We start from the raw sequence: 19,504 nt of genomic DNA, 5'->3' as shown, positions 1-19,504 counted from the left end.
ACGACCCCGCGCGCCCGCGGTGACCCACCGACTACCCCCGGTGGCTCTTGCCCTGCCTTACCGCTCCTCGTCCCGCCACTCACGGCGTCACACCGCGTGCGGTGTCGCTCCGCGTGCGGTGTCTCACCGCTCGGGACGTCTCACGGGTTTCTCACCACTCAGGGTTTCTCACCACTGACGGCGTTTCGCCACTTACCGCGTGTCACTTACGCGTCTCGTCGCTGACCGCGCGCTGCCGCCGCTCACCGCTTCTGCAAGATCACCGGCACGGCACTGCGCAGCCGGGCGCAGCGCGGACAGCGCACGAGCCGGCCGGGGCCGAGCCGCTCGGCCTGCTGCATCGGGAACGAAGCGGTGCTGAAGACGTGACCGTCCGCGCATCGGACGACGGTGCGTTGCATCAAGTCCCTCAAGTCCCTTCCCCAAGAGCCTCGTCCGGCGTTGCTGCCCGGACGACAAAAGCCACATTACGGGATCAAAGAGACGACTCTCCAGGCGGCACTCCGGCCTCGCCGGACCCCTCGCCCACGTCCCCACGGTACGCCCCAACTCACGCCACCCGCAGCCGGATCCCACCCCTGAAACAGACTCAGACCCCCGGGGTTCGACCACCGGAGGTCCGCGATGATGTAAAGTGAGCAAGCGTCCGGACACCGGCCTCTCCAAGGCTCGTCCGTACTTACGCGGGTGTAGTTTAATGGTAGAACATCAGCTTCCCAAGCTGAGAGCGCGAGTTCGATTCTCGTCACCCGCTCCATGCAAAACCCCCAGGTCAGAGACTTGGGGGTTGTTTTTTGTCTGGACCAGTGGACGGGCCGCGCACCACATCCGCACCACAAGCGGCGGCTAGCTGCCCGTGGGCTTCTCCTTGTGGTGCGCACTCTTGTCGATGTGGTGCTTCGCACGCTCGGTGCGGACCATGTCGTCCAGGCCGGCGGCAACGTCGCGCTGCCGCTGCTGGCCGCGGGTGAACGCGGGCAGGCCCGGCAGGTGTTTCAGGCGAGCCGAGCCGCTGCCACCAAGATCGGTTTCGCGGACGCTGTTGACCAGCTTGATGAGCTACTGAAAGCCACTGGCGATGGGAACTAGGAATCATGATCATCGAGTTTGTTGGAGCGGACGCCGAAGCCGCCGGGAAGAGCGTCGCCGCGTTGACCTCGAGCTGGGGCTACCGACCCGAACCAGCTCCGACAGCGGCACCGGCGAACGATCCGGACACCAAGGGCGTCGATCCGGTCGCGGTGGCGTCCCTGATCGTGTCCATTCCATCGGGCCATGCTCGCAGTCGCGGACATCGCCGACCGTATCCGAAAGCGGCGCCGCGCCGGCGAGCTCATCGAACGCGCCCAACAGCTCAGGGCGCAGCAGGCGACGGCACGACTCGTGCTCGAAGACCGCTCCGTCGACCTTGCCACTCTCACCCCCGACCAGTTCATGGACCTCATCGCCGACGAGCTTTCAGCAACCTGAAGGCAGGGAGCCCAATCGCCCATGCCACCGTTCAGGGCTGACGGCAACCCTGACGGCAACGACAGCCACATAGACCGTTGATTACGACCATCAGCCATCAACGTGGATGAAGGCGAAGCCGCCGCGCAACAGCCTGCCCGATTCGACGGATCCAAACGTTGTGAGGGGTGCGGGTGCGGAACCATGCGGTGTCCCGAAGCCCAGTGGTTCGGAGAACCTTATCCGGCTACCCCTGTGACCGCAGTGCTCTTCAGCGAGAACCTCGAACCGGCCCTGCTCTTCCCTGGAAATCAACAGCCCTCACTGACAACGCCGTTGTTCGTGTGGTCAGAACCACCTGCAGGTATGCCACAACCGTGCCAGGCCAGGCGGCAATTCACGGGGCAAGCCGGGGAATTGCGTCGGTGGTCTTCAGGCTCCGGCCTCGTTCCGCAGCAGGTCAGCCCAGCATCCGCCGCAAGAAATCCGAGCTTCCCAAGCTGAGAGCGCGAGTTCGATTCTCGTCACCCGCTCGGTGAGAAGCCCCCAGGTCAGCGACTTGGGGTTCACTTTTTGTCCAGGCTGATTCGGGGTGTGGTGCGCCGCGTCGCAGCGCCATCGACGCTCCTCGAAGCCAATGGCGCATGCGGCGCGTCCTCAGACAGGGGGCGGCCAAGCCGGACTACTGCTGGGCCGGTCCGCCGCATCACCAGGGCAGGGGCTCAGGACGGCGGTTCCACCACCACCCGTGTGCCGAGGCGGCGCCTTCCGCAGGAAGCAGCTCCTTGCGGAGCAAGCCGCCGGTGTCGTCGACTGTCAGCTCGGCAAAGAGGGTGTCCAAGGACTCGAGGGCGTTCTGCATGAGTGCGGAGACCGTCGCGGGGAGTTGTTCACTCACTCGCTCAAGATCGTCCCTTGCTTCAAGTCGCTCAAGGTAGAGATCAGGTGGACACCAGCCGGACGGGGCCCATGCGGATTCCATGTGCCGGACGAGTTTCTCCCAGGCCCCCAGGGAACTCCTCGCTTCCCAGCAGGCTGTTCCCGGCGTGTTGACCTCCTCCGGAAACATGCGGTGCAGATGCCCGGCGAAGACGTCCTTGACCGGGGTGTCGATCTTCAGTTCGCGGACCACTTCGGGGATGCGGGCGACGGTGGCACGCGGAAGCCGGCTGACCGGGGCCTCAACCCTGTCAATCACATAATGTGTTTCCTCGTCGTCCGAGTCATACAGGCGTGCTCTTGTGATCAGCCCGTTTTCCGTGGCCAGCCAGTACGCGCTCGGCGGCACTTCCTCGGCGGGAAAGAGGACGACGGTGCCTGCCACCTGGGCGAAGGCTGATGCCAGCTGGCGCTCGCTGGGCTGTGGCTGCACGGACTCCTGGACGTAGATGTCGAGGGACGTGGACACGTCCCCCAGCACTGTTGCCTTTTCGCAGAACACCAGGGCGTCCCAGTTGCGCCGCTCTTGGTCGGTGTCCTCGTCGGCGACGTCCACCTCCTGCTCGCGCACATTCAGACACCGCGCGAGTGCCGCTGTGACGGTGTCGAGGCGCAGAGGCTCCACGGTGAGGAGGTTGTACGTCATGGCTGATAGGTCCCGTTGTAGATGTCCAATGCCTTCTGCACTATCCCTCTAATCAGTCCTCGGACCCATACAGTTCCAGGTCGGTGAAGTCGTTCGCGTAGTGCCGCGCGTGTTGGTGATCAGTCGGGCTGTGCCGGAGCGCGATGGGGGACGGTCGGCCGCAGGGCGCCCTCGCTGCGTCGCGGTGAGTGGCTCCGCGGCTTTCGGCGGGCGCTGCGGTACGCCCGGTGTCGCGGGGCGCGTGCTCGAGGGTGCGGGTGTTCCGCGATCGTCTGGCGCTGCGGGTGGGTCCGTACGAGGCTGGGCTGAGGCGGATACCGTTCAGACGAGGAGCCGATCGTGCGTGCGCGTGACCTGGCGGTGGAGTACGAGTCGGTAAGCGTCGGCAGTGACGCCCTGGACGCGGCCCGGCTGATGGCCGAGCACAGGCTGCCGGGGTTGCTGGTGCTGGACGAGCGGGGGGAGCCGAAGGCCATCCTGCCCGCGTCCCAGATGGTCAAGATCCTCGTGCCGGACTACGTCATCGAGGATCCCGCGCTCGCTGCGGTCGTCGACGAGCAGCATGCCGACCGGCTGTGCGAGGCGCTGACCGGGCGGCGGGTCGGCGAGTGCCTGCCGCGCAGCGCGGCGCCGCCGCCGATCGCCGATCCCGACGACACCGCTCTGGAGGTTGCCGCGCTCATGGCCCGGGTGCGCAGTCCGCTGGTGGCGGTGGCGGAGAAGGACAAGGCCGGGACGCGTCTGCTCGGCGTCATCACCGCCTCCCATCTGTTGCACGAGTTGTTGGGGAGGGCGGAGACGCCGAGCAGTTCTTCGGAGGTCTGATCCCGCCGGCCCAGCGTGGCTCAGGCGAGCGCGAAGTACCGCAGCCACAGGTACAGGGCGGAGAGGGCGACGGTGGCGGCCGTGACGACCAGGCCGTACTTCGTGAACTGCCAGAACGAGATCGGCTGGCGGTTGCGTTCGGCGATGCCGAGGACGACCACGTTGGCGCTGGCGCCGATGGCCGTGGCGTTGCCGCCCAGGTCGGCGCCCAGGGCCAGCGCCCACCACAGGACGTGGTGGCCGTCGGCCGGGCCGCCCAGGTCCTTGACCAGATCGGCGGTGATGGGTGCCATGGTGGCCACGTACGGGATGTTGTCCACGATGCCGGACAGCACGGCCGAACCGCCCAGCAGGGTGAGCGTGGCGCCCAGTTCCCGGCCGCCGGTGGCGTCGGCCAGGGCACGGGAGAGATCACCGATGACGCCCGTCTCGATCAGCGCGCCGACCATGACGAACAGGCCCGCGAAGAACGCCAGCGTCGGCCACTCCACCTCGCCCAAAACCTGGCGGGTCTCCACCTTGGAGGCGGCGACGAGCAGGCCGGCGCCGAGCAGGGCGACGACGCTGGGCTCGTAGTGCAGCACCGGGTGCAGGACGAACCCGGCCACGACCAGGGCCAGGACGGCCAGGCCCTGCCACAGCAGCCGCGGATCGTGGATGGCCTCCCGCTCCTCCAGCGCCATGACCTGCGCGGCACGCTCGTCGTCGTAGACGAACGCCTTGCGGAACATCACCCGGCACAGTGCCAGCAGGACCAGGGTCAGGACGGCGGCGATCGGGGCCAGGTGCACCAGGAAGTCGTTGAAGGTCAGGTCGGCGCGGCTGGCGATGATGATGTTCGGCGGGTCACCGACCAGGGTCGCGGTGCCGCCGATGTTGGAGGCGAACACCTCGGCGATCAGAAAGGGAGCGGCGGGCAGGCCGAGGCGCTCGCAGACCAGCAGGGTGACCGGGGCGACCAGCAGCACCGTGGTGACGTTGTCCAGCAGCGCGGACGCCACGGCGGTGATGAGGACCAGCATCGCCATCACCCGGAACGGCCTGCCCCTGGCCCGCTTGACCGACCAGATCGCCAGGTACTCGAACAAACCCGTCTGCCGCAGTACGCCGACGATCGCCATCATCCCCAGCAGCAGGAAGACGACGTTCCAGTCGATACCCGTGTGCTCGGAGTAGAACGCCGCCTTGTCGTCGGTGGCGCTGATTGCGAGCATGCACCCGGCACCACCCAGGGCCGCGGCCGTACGGTGAACCCGCTCACTGATGATCAGTACGTACGCGCCGGCGAACACGGCCACGGCCGCCCAACTGTGCCAGTCACTCATACGGTGCTCCTTCTCTCCCGTCCGAAGGCCCCGGGGGGCTCGGGGGCTCCTGGGATCCGAGGGCCCCGGGGATTCCGGGGGCTCCTGCCCTCCGAGGGCTCCGGGGAAGCCGTCGGCCTGGCCGTTCCCGGCGGTGGTCACGGTGCACCGGGGCGGGCGTGGTGTCCGCGACGACGGCACAGGCGCGGAGGCCGGAGCCGGGGCCGCCGGTACGAGCGCGGCGCGGGTCCTCTCGGACCGCTCGGTGCCGCGTGGTCAGCGGCTGCCGTGGTCGCGGGCGTAGGCGGCGAGGATCTGCTGCCGCGGGCCGCCGGTGCGCAGGAACCGCTCGTCGAGGACGGTGGCGAGATCGTCCAGGGCGGTGGTGAGCACGGCCGCGGCACTCCGGACGCCGAGGGTCCCCGCGTGCGTCGCCCGCTCTGCGAGGTCGGCGGCGTGGCCGAGGGTGAGGGCCAGCGAGGTGTCGCCCGGGCCGTCGTAGAAGTAGTACGACTCGGGGTACTGGAGGAAGTCCACGCTCGTGCGTGCGATGTCGGCGGCGAGTTGTCCGAGGAGCGCGGCTGCCGCGTCCGAGTCCACTTGCCCGGCCGCCTGGTCGGAGCGGCGCAGTTGGGAGATGCGCAGTGCCAGTGCCCGGCGCCGGGCCAGAGCGGGGTAGATGCCGAGGATCCAGGAGACGGTGGCGGTCAGCAGCGCGAAACCGATCAGCGCCTCCAGCGGCGCGACGATCCGCAGCCAGTCGGCGGAGGGGGCGATGTCACCGAGTCCGAGCGTCGCCACCGTGACGAGGGAGAGGTACAAGGCGTCCACCGGCCCGGAGTGCTCGGACGGTTCCAATGCGCCGGAGAAGGAGAACTGCTCCGGCATGTTCGGCCAGTACACCAGGGCCCAGCCCACGGCCACGGCGCAGGCCCAGGTGGCCACCACGGTCACCATGCCGACCGGGCCGGCCAGGCCGGCGGCCTTGCTGCTCCGGCGGCTGTGCGTGGACAGCCGCCACAGAAGCGTCATGACGAACCTGCTCAGGCCACCGTGCCGAGTGGGATGCCACAGCGTGTGGAACACGTCCCGCAGGATGATCAGCACCAGCACCGCGCCGATCAGCGTGACCAGCCATTCCATCGGACCTCCCGGGCACACGTGCCTCGGACCCAGCATGGCGGGGCCCCCGCCCGGACAGCGGCACTCGCCACGCCGCACCCCACCGATCGGACCGGCCCAGGGCCCTGGACACCGTCATCCGGCGGACTCGGCCGGCGGCGACCGCGCCCCGGAGGGGGGTGACGGCCGGTTCCGGTTCCGGCGGCACACCGACTTCGTCCCGGGTGATCCGGTCGGCCGGGTCCGCGCCGGCTCCGGCCGCCCCGCCGGTCCACTCGGCCGGGTCGGGCAGCGGCTGCCGGATCCATGCGCCGACGTGCGCCGACGGCTCCGCGCCGCGGACGCTGCCGGTCAGGACGTCACGGCAGGCCGTGGCGACCCCGGACGGCGGGCTCCCGGTGGCGGGCGGCGCCGGCACGGGGCACTGGGGTGTCCCCCTCGTGGAGCCCGCCGAGGGCGGCGGGGTCACCGTGCGCCGGGTCGCGGACGCCTGCCCCCGGCAGGCCGTCCACACGGGCTCCCAGCCGACCCTCGGCCAGGGGCAGTTGAACACCGTCGAGCAGGACCCCCTGGGGGGATGGACGAAGGGGCTCTTCCGAGCCGCCTGCGCCGCTGCGCCGCGGGCCCGGACGAACGGGGTCGTCCGGGCCCGCGGCGGCGCACGCGAGAGGATGTGCCCGAGCGCCGTTCCCACGCGGGCCGCCGGCCGGGTGCGGCCGGGCGGTGAGGGGGGTTCACTGGTCGGAGTAGCTGATGTCCCCCACGGTCCACGCGCTGACGTCCTTGATGGCGACGCGGTACATGCCGCCCGTCTCCGGGATGCCGAGGCTTCCCTGAAGGATCCGGGCGAGATGGAAGTGCAGGTGCGTGGGCGCCTCGCTGCGACCGGAGCTCTTGGTCCGCGAGCCGCGGGCGAAGATGTCCGAGAACGCACCGAGGCGGTCCGAGTCCTTCAGGACCTCGGCCACCCGCTCCCGCCAGACGGCCTCGGGAGCCAGTCGGCCGGTGATGACGGCACCGCCGACGACCACGGTCAGCGCCATCTGATTGCTTCGCTCGGACTCCACGGCCGCAGAGATGGCGACGAGCAGCTCATCAGGATTCGACATGACAGCGGAGCTTATTCGTCCCACCGGTGGGTGCTGTCCGCGGGAGACTTCCCGCTGCGCCGGGAGACTGAAATCTACTGCCGCCAGAGTAGAAATTCGTCCCCGACGTGGGTACGCTCTATCCCGTAGAGACGGTCGAACGAGAGCCGCCGGCAGCGGACCGGCGGATGGATGGAGCACCAATCGGCAACCGCAAGACCCCGGAAGGGATGGTGGTCCCCGGTCAGGCAGCTGAGAACCCCCGCTCCGCCCTGCTGGGCCGGGTAGCGGAAACAGAAGGTCGGCACAGCAGTAGGGCCGACAGATGGTGTTGAATTTCCTTCGGGGCCCTGGTGCCGTACGGCACCAGGGCCCCTCGACGCGTTGCACAGCGAGGTGACATGACATCGGACAACCCCTTGATCGATCGTCTGGACGACGACGACTACCCCGCGTACACGATGGGCCGGGCAGCCGCGATGCTCGGCACCACCCCGGCGTTCCTCCGGGCCATCGGTGAGGCCCGTCTGATCACTCCGCTCCGCTCGGAGGGAGGACACCGCCGGTACTCCCGCTACCAGCTGCGGATCGCCGCCCGTGCCCGCGAGCTCGTCGACAAGGGGACCCCGATCGAGGCCGCGTGCCGCATCGTCATCCTGGAGGACCAGCTCGAGGAAGCGCAGCGCATCAACGCCGAGTACCGGCGTGCCGCCGGCGAAGCGGCGGCCAGTCCCACCGGCTCCGGCGCCGCCTGAGCACACGGCCGCCTGCCGCCGGCGGACACGCGGTCCCACGACGGTTCCACGGCGGCACCCCCCGGCCCGAGCCGGACCGGCCGACGGTGTCACGCCCGCCCGGCGCTCGGCTCAGGCCCGTCCCCCGCCTCCCCCGCCTCCCAGACCTCCTCGTGCAGGTGCACGATGCGCCAGACGGCCGCGCTCCGGCGCAGTACGGCCGTGTTCCGCACCCGTTCCGGGCGCGGCGCCGTACCGTCCGCCCGCGGGGCGTAGTCGACCCGGAGCCAGTAGCGCACCAGGGCCATGTGCCCGGACACGTCGATCACGGGGTCGTAGGCGCGGTAGGACGCCACCCGCGGACCGGACGCGGTGGCCTCGCGGCCGGCCCGGAGCCGGTCGAGGTCCCCCTTGCCCAGCAGCAGCGGCTCCGCCTCGGAGTGCCAGATCGTGGCCTCGGGATCCAGCCGCTCGTCCACCTGCCCCACGTCCCCGTCCCGGTGGGCGGTGTACAGCCCGGTGACGACCGACCAGACGGTATCGGCCTCCTTCTGTCCGGATCCGGACAGGCCGGAAGCGGAAGCGGAAGAGCGGTGGGAAGCGGGTGCGGACATGGGCTGTCTCCTGGCTGCGACGGGGAGTGGTGAGATGAAGTGCCTGGTCAGAGGCCACGTGCACGGTACCGGGGGTGGCCTTGACGCATCGGCGGGCAGGGGGCGGTGGGCCCCGGGAACCGCCCTTCCGCGCGGCCGTGCCGTGGTTAGCATCGCCACCAAATGCCGATCCCTTTCGAGGAGTCTTCCGTGTCGCAAGCAGGTGCTGCCCAGTCCGTGATCCCACCGAGCGTGACGGTGCCGGCCGGGACGACCGCCGGTACCGCGCTGCGCGACGCCGGAGTGCTTGCGAAGGGGGCGCGGGCGGTCGTCGTGGTGCGCGACGCCGAGGGGCGTCTGCGCGACCTGTCGTGGGCGCCCGAGGCCGACACCGTGGTCGAGCCGGTCACCGCGGACAGCGAGGACGGGCGCAGCGTCATCCGTCACTCGTGCGCCCATGTGCTCGCCCAGGCCGTCCAGCAGGAGTTCCCCGAGGCCAAGCTGGGCATCGGACCGCCGATCAAGGACGGCTTCTACTACGACTTCCAGGTCGACCGCCCCTTCACCCCCGACGACCTGGTGGTGCTCGAGCGCCGCATGAAGCAGATCATCAAGGGGTCGCAGCGGTTCTCCCGCCGTGTGGTGGAGTCCGTGGAGGCCGCGAAGGAGGAGCTCGCCCACGAGCCGTTCAAGCTGGAGCTGGTCGACCTGAAGAGCGAGGTCGACGACGCCGAGGTGATGGAGGTCGGCGGCGGCGAACTCACCATCTACGACAACGTCGACCCCCGCAGCGGCGAGACGGTCTGGGGCGACCTGTGCCGGGGCCCGCACGCGCCGACCACCAAGCACATCCCGGCCTTCAAGCTGATGCGTACGGCGGCCGCGTACTGGCGCGGTGACCAGAACAACCAGCAGCTCCAGCGCGTCTACGGCACCGCCTGGGAGTCCCAGGAGGCGCTCGACGCCCATCTGGAACTGCTCGCCGAGGCCGAGCGGCGCGACCACCGCAGGCTGGGCACCGAACTCGACCTCTTCTCCTTCCCCGAGGAGATCGGTTCCGGTCTCGCGGTGTTCCACCCCAAGGGCGGCATCGTCCGGATGGAGATGGAGAACTACTCCCGGCAGCGTCACCTCGCCGCCGGCTACTCCTTCGTCAACTCGCCGCACATCGCCAAGGGGAACCTCTTCCAGACCTCCGGGCACCTCGACTGGTACAAGGACGGCATGTACCCGTCCATGCACCTGGACGCCGAGCTGGACGCCGACGGCAGTGTGCGCAAGCCGGGGCAGGACTACTACCTCAAGCCGATGAACTGCCCGTTCCACGACTTGATCTTCCGCTCCCGCGGCCGCTCCTACCGTGAACTGCCGCTGCGGATGTTCGAGTTCGGCTCCGTCTACCGCTACGAGAAGTCCGGCACCATCCACGGCCTGACCCGGGTGCGCGGGCTGACCCAGGACGACGCCCACATCTTCTGCACCGAGGACCAGGTGCAGGACGAGCTGAAGTCGCTGCTGGACTTCGTCCTGGACCTGCTGCGCGACTTCGGCCTGGACGACTTCTACCTGGAGCTGTCGACGCGCAACGACGAGAAGTACGTCGGCTCGGACGCGATCTGGCAGAAGGCGACCGACGCGCTGCGCACGGCCGCCGAGGAATCCGGTCTGGAGCTGGTGCCGGACCCGGGCGGTGCCGCCTTCTACGGGCCGAAGATCTCCGTGCAGGCCCGGGACGCCCTCGGCCGGACCTGGCAGATGTCCACCATCCAGCTGGACTTCAACCTGCCGGAGGCCTTCGACCTGGAGTACTCGGCCGCGGACGGCTCCCGGCAGCGCCCGGTGATGATCCACCGGGTGCTGTTCGGTTCGCTGGAACGGTTCTTCGGTGTGCTCACCGAGCACTACGCGGGCGCGTTCCCGGCCTGGCTGTCCCCGGTGCAGGTGGTGGGCATCCCGATCTCCGACGAGCAGATCCCGCACCTGCGCCGGGTGGAGGAGGCGCTGCGCCTCAAGGGCCTGCGCGCCGAGCTGGACGTCTCCGACGACCGCATGCAGAAGAAGATCCGCACGCACACCACGCAGAAGGTTCCCTTCATGCTCCTCGCGGGCGCGAAGGACGCGGAGGCCGGGGCGGTGTCCTTCCGGTTCCGCGACGGCAGCCAGCTCAACGGCGTCCCGGTGGACAAGGCCGTGGAGACGGTCGTCGACTGGGTGCAGCGGCGCGAGAACGCCTCGCCGACGGCCGAGCTGTTCCCCGGCCTCAAGGACTGACGGCTCCGCACGGCCCGGCACACGGCGGTCCGCATCACCGGGGTGGTGCGGGCCGCCGTGTCGGCGTCTCACGCGGCCTCGCCGCGCGCCGGCTCCGCCGTCCGGGCTCCGCCCGGCTGCGGGCCGGGGTGCCGTTCCCCGGCCGTGACGAGGAAGCGGCGCACCCCGGGCACGAGCAGGGTGGCCGCGCACGCCCCGCCGACGAGCAGCGCCGAAGCCGCCAGGGCCGCCCCGCTCCCCCACGCCGAGGCGGCGAGGGGTGCCAGGAGGTACCCGACGGGCATGGCGCCGAGGGACATGAGCCAGTCGTAGGAGACGACCCGGGCCAGCACGTGCTCGGGGATCGTGTTCTGGAGCGTGGTCTCCCACACCGGGCCGAGGAAGCCGAGGCCGGCCATCGCGACGCCGTAGGCGCCGATGACGACGGGTGCGGGGGCGGGCACGGCCAGCGCGGCCAGGGGGAGGGCGTAGAGCCCGGCGGCGAGGTTCCCCGCCGCCACCGGCCGGCGCACCCGCAGGCGCCCGGCGAGCAGCGCGCCGACGAGGACACCGATGGAGCCGCTCTGGAGCACGGCGACCCAAGCGCCTTCGCCGCCCAGCGAGCGGACGGCGATCGCGGGTCCCAGGACCATGAACACCGCCGCGGTGAGGTTCCAGACGCCGTGCGCGATGAGACTGGTCCAGTACCAGTCGCGGCTGCGCACCTCGGTCCAGCCCTCCAGGAGGTCGGAGCGGAAGGACCGTTTCGGCAGCGGGGCGTGGGCGACCCGGACGCCCAGCAGCAGCGCCGCGCTGGCCGCGAACGTCACCGCGTCGAGGATGAACGCCCAGCCCGGGCCCGCCGACCAGATGAGCAGTCCGGCGAGGGCCGGCCCACCCAGGCGGGCGACGCTGCCGGCCGTGCCCAGCAGGGAGTTGGCGCGCTGCCGGTCCTCGGCGCCGACCGTGGCGCCGACGAGCGGGGACAGCGCGGGAGTGGCGAACGCCGACGCGGCGCCGCCCACCACCTCGGCCGCGGCGATGAGCCCCACCGACGGCTCGCCGCCGAGGAGCTGGAGGCCGACGAGCAGCTGCGCCGCACAGCGCACCAGGTCGGTGGCGACGGCGACGGTCCGCGCGTTGAAGCGGTCCGCGACGACACCGCCCACCGGCAGCAGGAGGAGCTTGGGGACCATCGCGCACCCGAGGACGAGCGCGAGCGACGAGACGGAGCCGGTGGCCCGCAGCAGGGCCAGGGCCAGGGCGGCCGGCACCACCGCGTCACCGACCAGCGAGAGCGACCGTCCCAGGAAGACCCTGCGGAAGGCGCGTCGGCGCAGGGGACCCGTCTTCATGCCAGGGCCTTCCTCAGCCGCTCCTCGATCTCCCGGACGCGGTCCCTCGTCGCACCGACGACCAGGCACTCGGTGTCGTTGACCAGCAGGGGGTCGCAGGCGAGGACGAGCACGCCCTCGTTCGTGTCCCGGTCGAAGCCGAGCCGCTCCTCGCGCAGGGTCCGCAGCACGTCCTCCAGCGGGGCCGGCGGCACGTCCCGGAGGGTCGCGGCCACGTGGTGGTCCGCATACCCCCTGCCGATCAGCCGTTCGCAGATGACGTGCGCGACCAGGCCGCCGCCCCACCGGGCGTTGATCTCGTTGAACACCAGGTCGCCGGTGGTGGTGGCGATGGCGTCGATGTTGAGGTGGCCCCGGTAGCCGATCTGCGCGGTGAGCGCGGCCAGGCGCAGCGACTGGTGCATCGCCTCGGCGGTGAGCGCCGGCGGCAGCGTGGCCGGTATGTCCAGGCCGACCCAGACCAGTTCGGTCGAGTCCGGGTCGGTGTCCGGGCGCAGCCGGATCTCACCGCTGTCGAGGAAGGCGGGGACGCCGTCGTCGCCGATGGCGTACTCCAGATAGAACTGGTGGGTGGAGTCGTGGTAGCTCTCCACCACCAGGCCGTGGCTCAGTTCGTCGGCGAGGGCGGCCCAGACCTCTTCGGCGAGCGCGGGGATGTCCTCGCCTGCCTGGCGGGTCTCGCGCGATCCGGGCAGCGGGACCGCCTCGCCCCGCGTCAGCGTCAGGTTGCCCAGACCGCCGGCGCCGTCGTCCTGCTTCACGATGACGGTGCCGGTGCACGGCAGGTGCCGTTCGATCGCCTCGGCCAGCTCGCGCGGCGTCCGCGCCACGGAGCCCTCGGGGAGCGGCAGGCCCGCGCCCGCGGCCAGCTGCCGGAAATGGGTCTTCCGGTTCAGCAGGTCGGCCCCGCGCTGGGCGGCGAAGCCGAGTCCGGCCCGCGGCCCGATGCCGAGGCGTGCGGCCAGCTCGGCGACGCCCTGCGTCCAGAAGCAGGGCATCAGCCGCCAGCCTGAGCCGTCGCCGGTCAGCTCGCGCAGTTCGGCGAGGACGTCCTCGGACAGCAGGAACTCGTCCGTGACGAGCCGCTCCCGGCTGAGGACGGTGACGCTTGCGGGGTCGAACCCCAGCGTCTCGCCCAGGTACCGCAGGAAGTCCCGGCCGACGGCCACGGGGCTGACGATGACGTCCCCCCGGTCGGCGAACCAGGCGTGGCGCCAGCCCGATCTGGTGATGGGGTGGGTGCTGGAGGCGTGGTCACCGAGCGCGTGCGCCGTGCCCACGTTCAGGATGATGATCTTCGGCATGTGTCAGGTGGCTCTTCTCGTGTCTCTCCGGTGGGCGGCTCGGTGCCCGGGCGCCGTCAGCGGTCTTCGGGCGCGAAGAACTCGACGGTCGGCAGCGGCGAGCGGCCGGTGCCGTCCCAGCCGGCGTTCAGCATCCGCGAGCGCAGCAGCGGTGGCCGTTCGGTCTGGACCAGCACCAGGTCGGGTTCGAGCTCACGCAGCAGCCGGCCCTGCATCGCGTAGGTCGCGAACTTGCGCACGACGATCGCGGCGAGGGTGGCGTCATCGGGTTCGGGCAGCCCCTCGTAGTAGGAGCCCGGCTCCCACAGGCCCCGCATGATGGCCATCTCGGCGTCGACGTCCCGCCGGTCGAAGTGCGCGGCAGGGTCCGCCAGCACGGACTCGTACACGTTCCGGCATTCCGTCGAGGGCGCCGTCGCGGACAGCCGCTGGACGGTCAGGGCGGCGCCGCGGAAGACCCGGGGGCGGGGGCCGCGGGCGCCGGGGACCTCCTCGGTCAGGTACCGGGCGACCGTGGTGACGAGCGCCTCCCTGCGGGCGTCCAGCGCCACGCGGTCCAGGTGCGCGGGGGCGGGCACGCCGTACCAGAGGTAGTCGTCCTCGTCCGTGTCGCCGATGAGCGTGCGCAGCTCGACCTCGACCCCGGCGTCCGCCAGGCCGAGGAACAGCTCCCGCAGCCGCCCGGCCAGCCGGCTCAGGACGCTGCCGTGCATGTGGTCGCGCAGGTACGTCTCGGGCCGCTCCCCGTCGATCCGGGTGAAGTCCACGGGCGGGCACACGAACAGCCCGAGCCTGATCCGGCCGTCCCGCTCGACGCTGCGCAGCAGGCTCCCGGTGAGTTCCCCGGTGGGGCCCGTGTGCGAGGCGTCCCAGGCGGCCAGCACCAGCAGCGCGGCCGACACCCGCTCGTACGTCGCGGCGGCGAAGCCGGGGTGCTCCTGTGCGAGGACCCCGGCCAGGTCCGTCACGGGGGCGTACGCGGCGGCGCACTCCTCGACCGCGTCGTGCAGCCGGCGTGACACCTTCTTCAGGCGCTTGCCGCCGACCGGCAGACGCACCGACTCCTCGCCGTTGAAGACCATCCCCATGAAGCGGTCGAGGTAGGTGTGCAGCAGGGTGTGCGCGTGCTCCGTGAGCGCCCGGCGTTCCGCGGGAGCCGGCGGCACCCGGGGGAAGCCGCCGGGGGTCCCGGCGAGGACGGTGTCGATCACCTCGTGCGCCTCGTCCACGCGCCGGCGCAGCAGGGCGAGAGTCTGCGCCAGGGCGTCCCCCACTCCCTCGATCCGGGGGACGGCCGCGGGCGGGCGGGCGGGAGCGAGCAAGGACCCGCCACGCCGCCCCCCGAGGTCCCCGACGAGGGAGTGGTAGAAGACCGATTCCACGATCATGTCCGCTGCCGCTCCCCGGCCGGACGGCGACGGCGCACCGGAGTCATGCGGCATCGCCCCGCCGTGCGATGCGCAGCTTGTCCGCGGCCGATCCGTAGCGCCGGTCGAGCAGGCGCGTGACGCGCGCCCAGTCGTCGAGGCTGCGGATGGAGTTGCGCTGCCGGGCCACGAACGGGTCGTTGCGCCAGTCGAGTGCCCGGCGCCACAGGACGTCGAGCGGCTCCTCCAGGACGCTGCCCACCTTGGCCTCGTAGTTGGTGACGGCCCTGAGCTGCCCGCTCGCCTCGATGTGCGCGATGGTCTCGCCCTCGGCGCTCAGCGGCGACGTCGGCAGGAACAGCCGTGCGTCGGTGACGGAGACGTGTGCCGCGCTCCTGGCGTGGGAGGCCAGCTCGGCCTCCGCCTCGCTCAGCGCCACCAGCTGCTCGTCGCTGAGCAGTTCCCGCGAGGCGAAGGCCTCCTCCTGGGCGAGTCCCTCGGGGATCACCGCGCCGAAGGTGATGTAGTCGACCTCGGGGAAGCGGGTGGTGATGTCCTCGACGAACCGTTCCTTGCCCTCCCAGCCGCTGCGCGTGACGGTGTACTCGACGCCCAGCCGGTAGCAGCTGCGGCCCTGCTCCCGGCGCTCCCGCTTGACGCGGTCGAGGTGCTCCAGGGAGGCCATCGACCGCTCGAACGAGCCGGCGCGGCCGCGGATCACGTCGTGCACCGTGCCGCCGGGGCCGTCGACGCTGACCGCGACGCCGGTGGCCGCATCGGCGAGCCGGCCGGCGATCGCCCCGTTCATCAGCCAGCCGCTGGTGAAGATGGTGGTGGGGACCCCGGCCTCGGTGAGCCGCCGGGTCGCTTCCTCCCACCACGGCGCGAGGAGCGGCTCGCCGCCGCCGATCGACAGGCGCTTGGGCCGGGCGCCGATGATGACGTCGGCGACCTTCAGCGCGTCGGCACGGCGGAGCATGCTCGCCGGGCGCCTGCCGGACTCGGACAGACAGTGCTGACAGCGCAGCGGACACGCGTAGGTCAGGTCCCAGACGAAACGCTCGATCGGTGTCGACTCCGGTGTCTGGTGCACCGGCTGGACGGGTGGGTGCAGGGTTTCCATGGATTCTCGCAAGGTCTTCTCGGAAAGGAATGCGCGGACCGGTGCGCGGGCCGTGGGGGGCTATTCCGTCAGGACGTGCTTTCCCGCGGCGATGCTCTCTTCCCAGTTCTGTCCGTCGAATTCGACGTACTCGATGTTCTCCGCGGCTCCCAGGTCGAGACAGCGGGCGTTGACGCTGAAGAAGCCGGTCGGGTGCGAGCGCGGGCGGTAGAACGGCATGATTCCGCAGACGGCGCAGAACGTGTGGTCGGCGATCTTGTTGCCGAACCGGTAGGGCTTGAGGAACTCCTGGCCCTGGTGCAGCTCGAACCGCTCCTCGGGGATCATGAGCTCCTGGTGGCCCGACATGAAGCAGATCCCGCAGTTGCACAGGGTGATGGTGAGGTTGCGGCTGGCGGCGGCCGAGAACTTCACTCCGCCGCAGTGGCACTGCCCGTGGTACCAGACCCGCTCGACGGGATCGGTGGTGGAGACGGGTGCCGCCTGATCAGACATCGGGATCGGGTCCTTTCAGCGAACTCTGGTCCTTGGCGCTGATGGCTTTCACCAGCTTGGTGTGGAAGCCCAGGTAGGACTTCTCCTGAATGGGGTGGGGGACGGGCATGGACCGGTGCAGCCGGTGCAGGTTGAGGGTGGCCACCGCCGGGTAACGGTGGTGTTCCGCGTGGTAGTTGGCGTTCCACAGAACGAACCGGGCCAGCGGGTTCGACCTGACCGTGCGCGTATTGCGCGTCACTTCCGGGGAGCCGTAGAGCCCGTAGTGCTCCGGCAGCGCGAGGAAGATGATCGCCGGCCCGGAGAAGTACAGCGGGAGCCAGTAGGCGAGCAGGATTTCGCGCGGGAAGGCGAAGGTGAGCGCCACCATGAGGACGAGCCAGCAGGCGATCGCCACGTCGTCCTGGCGCGCCTCCCTGCGGCGCTCCTCGGAGTTGACGCTCGGCGGGAACGTGCCCCGGGACGACTCCAGCAGGCCGGCCAGGGTGTGCCGCCACAGGGCGATACCGGTCAGTGCGTAGAGGTAGCTGCCCACGGTGGCGTAGGTCCGGTGCGACTCGGTGTCCCCCTCCACCGCCGTGAAACGGTGGTGCACCAGGTGCTGGTAGCGGTAGACGCTGAAGTTGACCAGCAACGGGGTGGACCAGACGGCGCCCATGATCCGGTTGCCGCGCCGGGAGCGCAGGTGCGAGCGGTGCAGGCAGTCGTGGGCCGCGTTCAGGAAGCCGGCCAGTACCGTGCCCAGCACGGCGGAGCTGACGAGTGCCACGCCGCAGGAGAACCCGAAGCGCAGCGAGGCGGTGACCCCGGCCGCGTAGAGCGCGAGGATGAGGACGGCCCGGACGGCGACCCGGCGCCGGCTCGCCATGGCCAGCTGCCTCAGCAGCGCGGTGTCGAGCCGCCGTTCGGGTGTGCTCACGCCCATCGCGCCGTGCCTCCGGCCACCGGACCGCCGGCCCCCACCAGCTCCCCGCGCGCCGCCGGCGAGGGCAGGCCGATCACCATGGGGAGCCGGTCGTGGGCCTTGAGGGAGTCGTACGGATGCGAGATGTGCCCCTCGAGGACGGGCTTGCGCGTGAAGAAGATGAGCATGTCCCGGGTGGCCGGCTGCCGTTCGTCGACGGCCGAGACGGGCGACAGGCTGTGCTTGCGCTCGTGGTCGACCACGATCAGGGTGTCGAGGAAGTGCCGGTGCCGGCACTGGCCCAGGACCAGCTCCGGGTCCGTCTCGTTCCAGCGCGTGGCGTTCTTCTCCCGCATGTCGTGGAGGAACGTGACGGCGCTGTCGTCCGTCATGTTGGTACAGCCGAGGAACGTGGTCATGGTGTGGTCCACGCCGTCGCTGTGGACGCCCTCCAGGGCCGGCTCGCCCACGAGGTCGGGGGTGCTGATCGTCCGCAGGTTGAAGACCGTGCATATCCAGCTGGGATTGCCGTAGTCGAGCTTCGGCCTCGGCGCGGTCGGCACCTCCCGGAAGACCAGCGACTTGAAGGCGAGGAGTGCCTGGAAGGCGGTATTGCCCTGGAGGTCGTCCCCAATCTCCTCGAAGACGCGGGTCTGACCGGAGTCGTGCCGTACGAAGTCCTCTTCCGCCGAGAGGGCGAAGGGCTGGGATTCGAGGCGGTACGCCGCCGACCGGTCGAAGTCGAAACAGAACCGGCCGTTCTTCGATTCCCGGAAGGGCAGCGTGGGGTCCGGCGACAGGTTGTCACTGACCAGCCTGATCTTCTCCAGGTCCTCGTCCGTGGCGCCGAGCGCCCGGAGAATACGCACCATGCGGGCGCCCTCGACGAAGACCGAGCGGTCCCTGACGTATTGCTCCCTGATCTCCAGGACTTCCGACATGACATCGCTGAATGTGGAGTCGTGCATCGAGTGAACCTTTGGCGAGCTGGGTGGTGGGCGATCCGTGGCGTCGGGACGGGGTGGTGGCGGGCCGCCGGCCCGTCACTGCCAGCCGGTGGTGTCCTGGACGGTGGCCGGGGCGGGGGACTGCCAGCCGGTGGTGGCGTCCAGGGCCTGGGTCCGGGTGGTGGGACGGGTGGTGTCCTGGGCGGTGGCGGCGGTGGTGGCGAGTGCGGCGCAGGAGGCGACGAGGATCGCGGCGAGGGCCTTGGCGGTGCGGCGGCGTGCGACGGACATGGCTACTCCTGTGGTGCGTCGTGCGGTGGTCCCTCGGGGCCGGCAGCGCCCGCCGGCCGGGCCCGGCGCGGGTGTGCGCAGCGGTGCCCTCTTTCCGGTGGGGCAGCTGGTGTGTGACTGCCGTGTAACCCCGTGAGCAGCACTTTTGCCGACCGGACCGGGCGCTGTCACCGTTCTGCGCTGTCCTGATCCGGCGGTGTCATAAGCAGTCCACCCCCCGGGAGCGCCGTCGACAGCAGCCGCTCGTAGTAGGGCACGAGCAGAGGGGTGCCGCAGCAGACGGCCGAGGTGCCCGCGAACTCCGGGAGCCGGTCGAGCGCTCGCCGGACCACGCCGTACGCCGTGCGCTCCGCCCGCTCCAGGGACTCCGCGGCGAGGTAGAGACCGACCGTCGGGGGTGGCCCTTCGTGGACCATCACGTGTCCGAGGCGGTCCTCCTCGGTGGCGCAAGCCATGATGAACGATGAGAAATCGGGCTTGATGGGCACCGGGGGGCCGTCAAGACGCACATGAACAAGTCTCATGTCTGCGAGCATCGATGAGCCGTGTCCCATTGGCCAGAAAATGTCGGGGCCGTATGCGGACGAGGACGGAAGCGGACGCACAGCCCGCGCGCAACTTCGTTGTCCCCGACGCGACTTGCGGGGCTGCGGGGCGCGGTGCCGCATCCCGCGGGCCCGGGTATTCGGGCCGGATAGCGGCCGATAGTCGTTGCCGTGTGAATCATCGGTCCTGGCCACCCCCACCCCCGCATCTGCCCTCTTAGCA

20 protein-coding genes and 1 tRNA gene are annotated in these 19,504 nt (G+C 70.5%); 6 read left to right on the top strand and 15 right to left on the bottom strand.

Annotated features, from left to right (window positions below; translation table 11 throughout):
* Positions 1-242: 242 nt before the first annotated feature.
* The gene (locus ABZ576_RS16560; protein ID WP_360740724.1) at positions 243-401 is read right to left on the bottom strand and encodes a hypothetical protein; all 159 of its coding nucleotides are present in this window, start codon (positions 399-401) and stop codon (positions 243-245) included.
* Between the two features lie 282 nt (positions 402-683).
* Here ABZ576_RS16560 and ABZ576_RS16555 point away from each other — a divergent pair.
* The 3 genes from ABZ576_RS16555 (at position 684) to ABZ576_RS16545 (ending at position 1,470) form a co-directional block, all read left to right on the top strand.
* Positions 684-757, top strand: a tRNA-Gly gene (locus ABZ576_RS16555).
* Positions 758-870: 113 nt separating this feature from the next.
* Positions 871-1,089: a hypothetical protein gene (locus tag ABZ576_RS16550; RefSeq protein WP_360740723.1), complete on the top strand. Its 219-nt coding sequence runs from the start codon at positions 871-873 to the stop codon at positions 1,087-1,089.
* Between the two features lie 186 nt (positions 1,090-1,275).
* Positions 1,276-1,470, top strand: coding sequence for a hypothetical protein (locus ABZ576_RS16545; protein WP_360740721.1), 195 nt, complete (start codon positions 1,276-1,278; stop codon positions 1,468-1,470).
* 685 nt (positions 1,471-2,155) lie between these two features.
* Here ABZ576_RS16545 and ABZ576_RS16540 read toward each other — a convergent pair.
* Positions 2,156-3,034 (bottom strand): hypothetical protein, encoded by an 879-nt coding sequence (locus ABZ576_RS16540; RefSeq protein ID WP_360740719.1) that lies wholly within the window; start codon positions 3,032-3,034, stop codon positions 2,156-2,158.
* Positions 3,035-3,373: 339 nt separating this feature from the next.
* On the opposite strand from ABZ576_RS16540, the gene ABZ576_RS16535 reads away from it, so the two are divergent.
* The gene (locus tag ABZ576_RS16535; RefSeq protein ID WP_360740717.1) at positions 3,374-3,859 is read left to right on the top strand and encodes a CBS domain-containing protein; all 486 of its coding nucleotides are present in this window, start codon (positions 3,374-3,376) and stop codon (positions 3,857-3,859) included.
* Between the two features lie 20 nt (positions 3,860-3,879).
* Here the strand turns inward: ABZ576_RS16535 and ABZ576_RS16530 are convergent, their stop codons facing one another.
* The 3 genes from ABZ576_RS16530 to ABZ576_RS16520 all read right to left on the bottom strand — a co-directional run bounded on the left by ABZ576_RS16530 (position 3,880) and on the right by ABZ576_RS16520 (position 7,394).
* On the bottom strand, positions 3,880-5,184 hold the full coding sequence (locus ABZ576_RS16530) for an ArsB/NhaD family transporter (RefSeq protein WP_360740715.1): 1,305 nt from the start codon (positions 5,182-5,184) through the stop codon (positions 3,880-3,882).
* Positions 5,185-5,439: 255 nt separating this feature from the next.
* Positions 5,440-6,306 carry a potassium channel family protein gene (locus tag ABZ576_RS16525; RefSeq protein WP_360740713.1) on the bottom strand — a complete coding sequence of 289 codons (867 nt, stop codon included), beginning with the start codon at positions 6,304-6,306 and terminating at the stop codon, positions 5,440-5,442.
* A gap of 713 nt (positions 6,307-7,019) precedes the next feature.
* The gene (locus tag ABZ576_RS16520; protein ID WP_360740711.1) at positions 7,020-7,394 is read right to left on the bottom strand and encodes a hypothetical protein; all 375 of its coding nucleotides are present in this window, start codon (positions 7,392-7,394) and stop codon (positions 7,020-7,022) included.
* A 380-nt stretch (positions 7,395-7,774) separates the two neighbouring features.
* Here ABZ576_RS16520 and ABZ576_RS16515 point away from each other — a divergent pair, with 380 nt between their 5' ends.
* Entirely contained in the window at positions 7,775-8,128 is a 354-nt protein-coding gene (locus ABZ576_RS16515; RefSeq protein ID WP_360740709.1) for a MerR family transcriptional regulator, read from the top strand.
* 89 nt (positions 8,129-8,217) lie between these two features.
* Here the strand turns inward: ABZ576_RS16515 and ABZ576_RS16510 are convergent, their stop codons facing one another.
* Positions 8,218-8,721: a DUF4440 domain-containing protein gene (locus tag ABZ576_RS16510; RefSeq protein WP_360740707.1), complete on the bottom strand. Its 504-nt coding sequence runs from the start codon at positions 8,719-8,721 to the stop codon at positions 8,218-8,220.
* 282 nt (positions 8,722-9,003) lie between these two features.
* On the opposite strand from ABZ576_RS16510, the gene thrS reads away from it, so the two are divergent.
* Positions 9,004-10,971: a threonine--tRNA ligase gene (gene thrS / locus ABZ576_RS16505; RefSeq protein WP_360741111.1), complete on the top strand. Its 1,968-nt coding sequence runs from the start codon at positions 9,004-9,006 to the stop codon at positions 10,969-10,971.
* A 68-nt stretch (positions 10,972-11,039) separates the two neighbouring features.
* Here the strand turns inward: thrS and ABZ576_RS16500 are convergent, their stop codons facing one another.
* The 9 genes from ABZ576_RS16500 to ABZ576_RS16460 form a co-directional block, all read right to left on the bottom strand.
* Positions 11,040-12,305, bottom strand: a complete 1,266-nt coding sequence (locus ABZ576_RS16500; RefSeq protein WP_360740705.1) for an MFS transporter — start codon at positions 12,303-12,305, stop codon at positions 11,040-11,042.
* A complete protein-coding gene (locus ABZ576_RS16495; RefSeq protein WP_360740703.1) occupies positions 12,302-13,609 on the bottom strand; it encodes a peptide ligase PGM1-related protein in 1,308 nt (435 codons plus the stop codon). Before ABZ576_RS16495 ends, ABZ576_RS16500 begins: the two co-directional genes overlap by 4 nt.
* 56 nt (positions 13,610-13,665) lie before the next feature.
* Positions 13,666-14,997: a hypothetical protein gene (locus ABZ576_RS16490; RefSeq protein WP_360740701.1), complete on the bottom strand. Its 1,332-nt coding sequence runs from the start codon at positions 14,995-14,997 to the stop codon at positions 13,666-13,668.
* Positions 14,998-15,040: 43 nt separating this feature from the next.
* Positions 15,041-16,099 (bottom strand): radical SAM protein, encoded by a 1,059-nt coding sequence (locus ABZ576_RS16485; protein WP_360740699.1) that lies wholly within the window; start codon positions 16,097-16,099, stop codon positions 15,041-15,043.
* A 60-nt stretch (positions 16,100-16,159) separates the two neighbouring features.
* Positions 16,160-16,594, bottom strand: coding sequence for a GFA family protein (locus tag ABZ576_RS16480; RefSeq protein WP_360740697.1), 435 nt, complete (start codon positions 16,592-16,594; stop codon positions 16,160-16,162).
* Positions 16,587-17,513 (bottom strand): fatty acid desaturase, encoded by a 927-nt coding sequence (locus ABZ576_RS16475; RefSeq protein WP_360740695.1) that lies wholly within the window; start codon positions 17,511-17,513, stop codon positions 16,587-16,589. Before ABZ576_RS16475 ends, ABZ576_RS16480 begins: the two co-directional genes overlap by 8 nt.
* Positions 17,510-18,466, bottom strand: coding sequence for a 2OG-Fe dioxygenase family protein (locus ABZ576_RS16470; protein WP_360740693.1), 957 nt, complete (start codon positions 18,464-18,466; stop codon positions 17,510-17,512). The genes ABZ576_RS16475 and ABZ576_RS16470 overlap by 4 nt, the downstream gene beginning before the upstream one ends.
* A gap of 75 nt (positions 18,467-18,541) precedes the next feature.
* The gene (locus ABZ576_RS16465) at positions 18,542-18,736 is read right to left on the bottom strand and encodes a hypothetical protein (RefSeq protein WP_360740691.1); all 195 of its coding nucleotides are present in this window, start codon (positions 18,734-18,736) and stop codon (positions 18,542-18,544) included.
* 167 nt (positions 18,737-18,903) lie between these two features.
* Entirely contained in the window at positions 18,904-19,191 is a 288-nt protein-coding gene (locus tag ABZ576_RS16460; protein ID WP_360740689.1) for a hypothetical protein, read from the bottom strand.
* Between the last annotated feature and the right edge of the window lie 313 nt (positions 19,192-19,504).

Origin of the sequence: Streptomyces sp. NPDC013455, assembly GCF_040632975.1 — a bacterium.
Classification (GTDB): Bacteria; Actinomycetota; Actinomycetes; order Streptomycetales; family Streptomycetaceae; genus Streptomyces.
The sequence above is the reverse complement of the archived record's forward strand: the minus strand, read 5'-3'. Positions and strand labels throughout refer to the sequence as shown.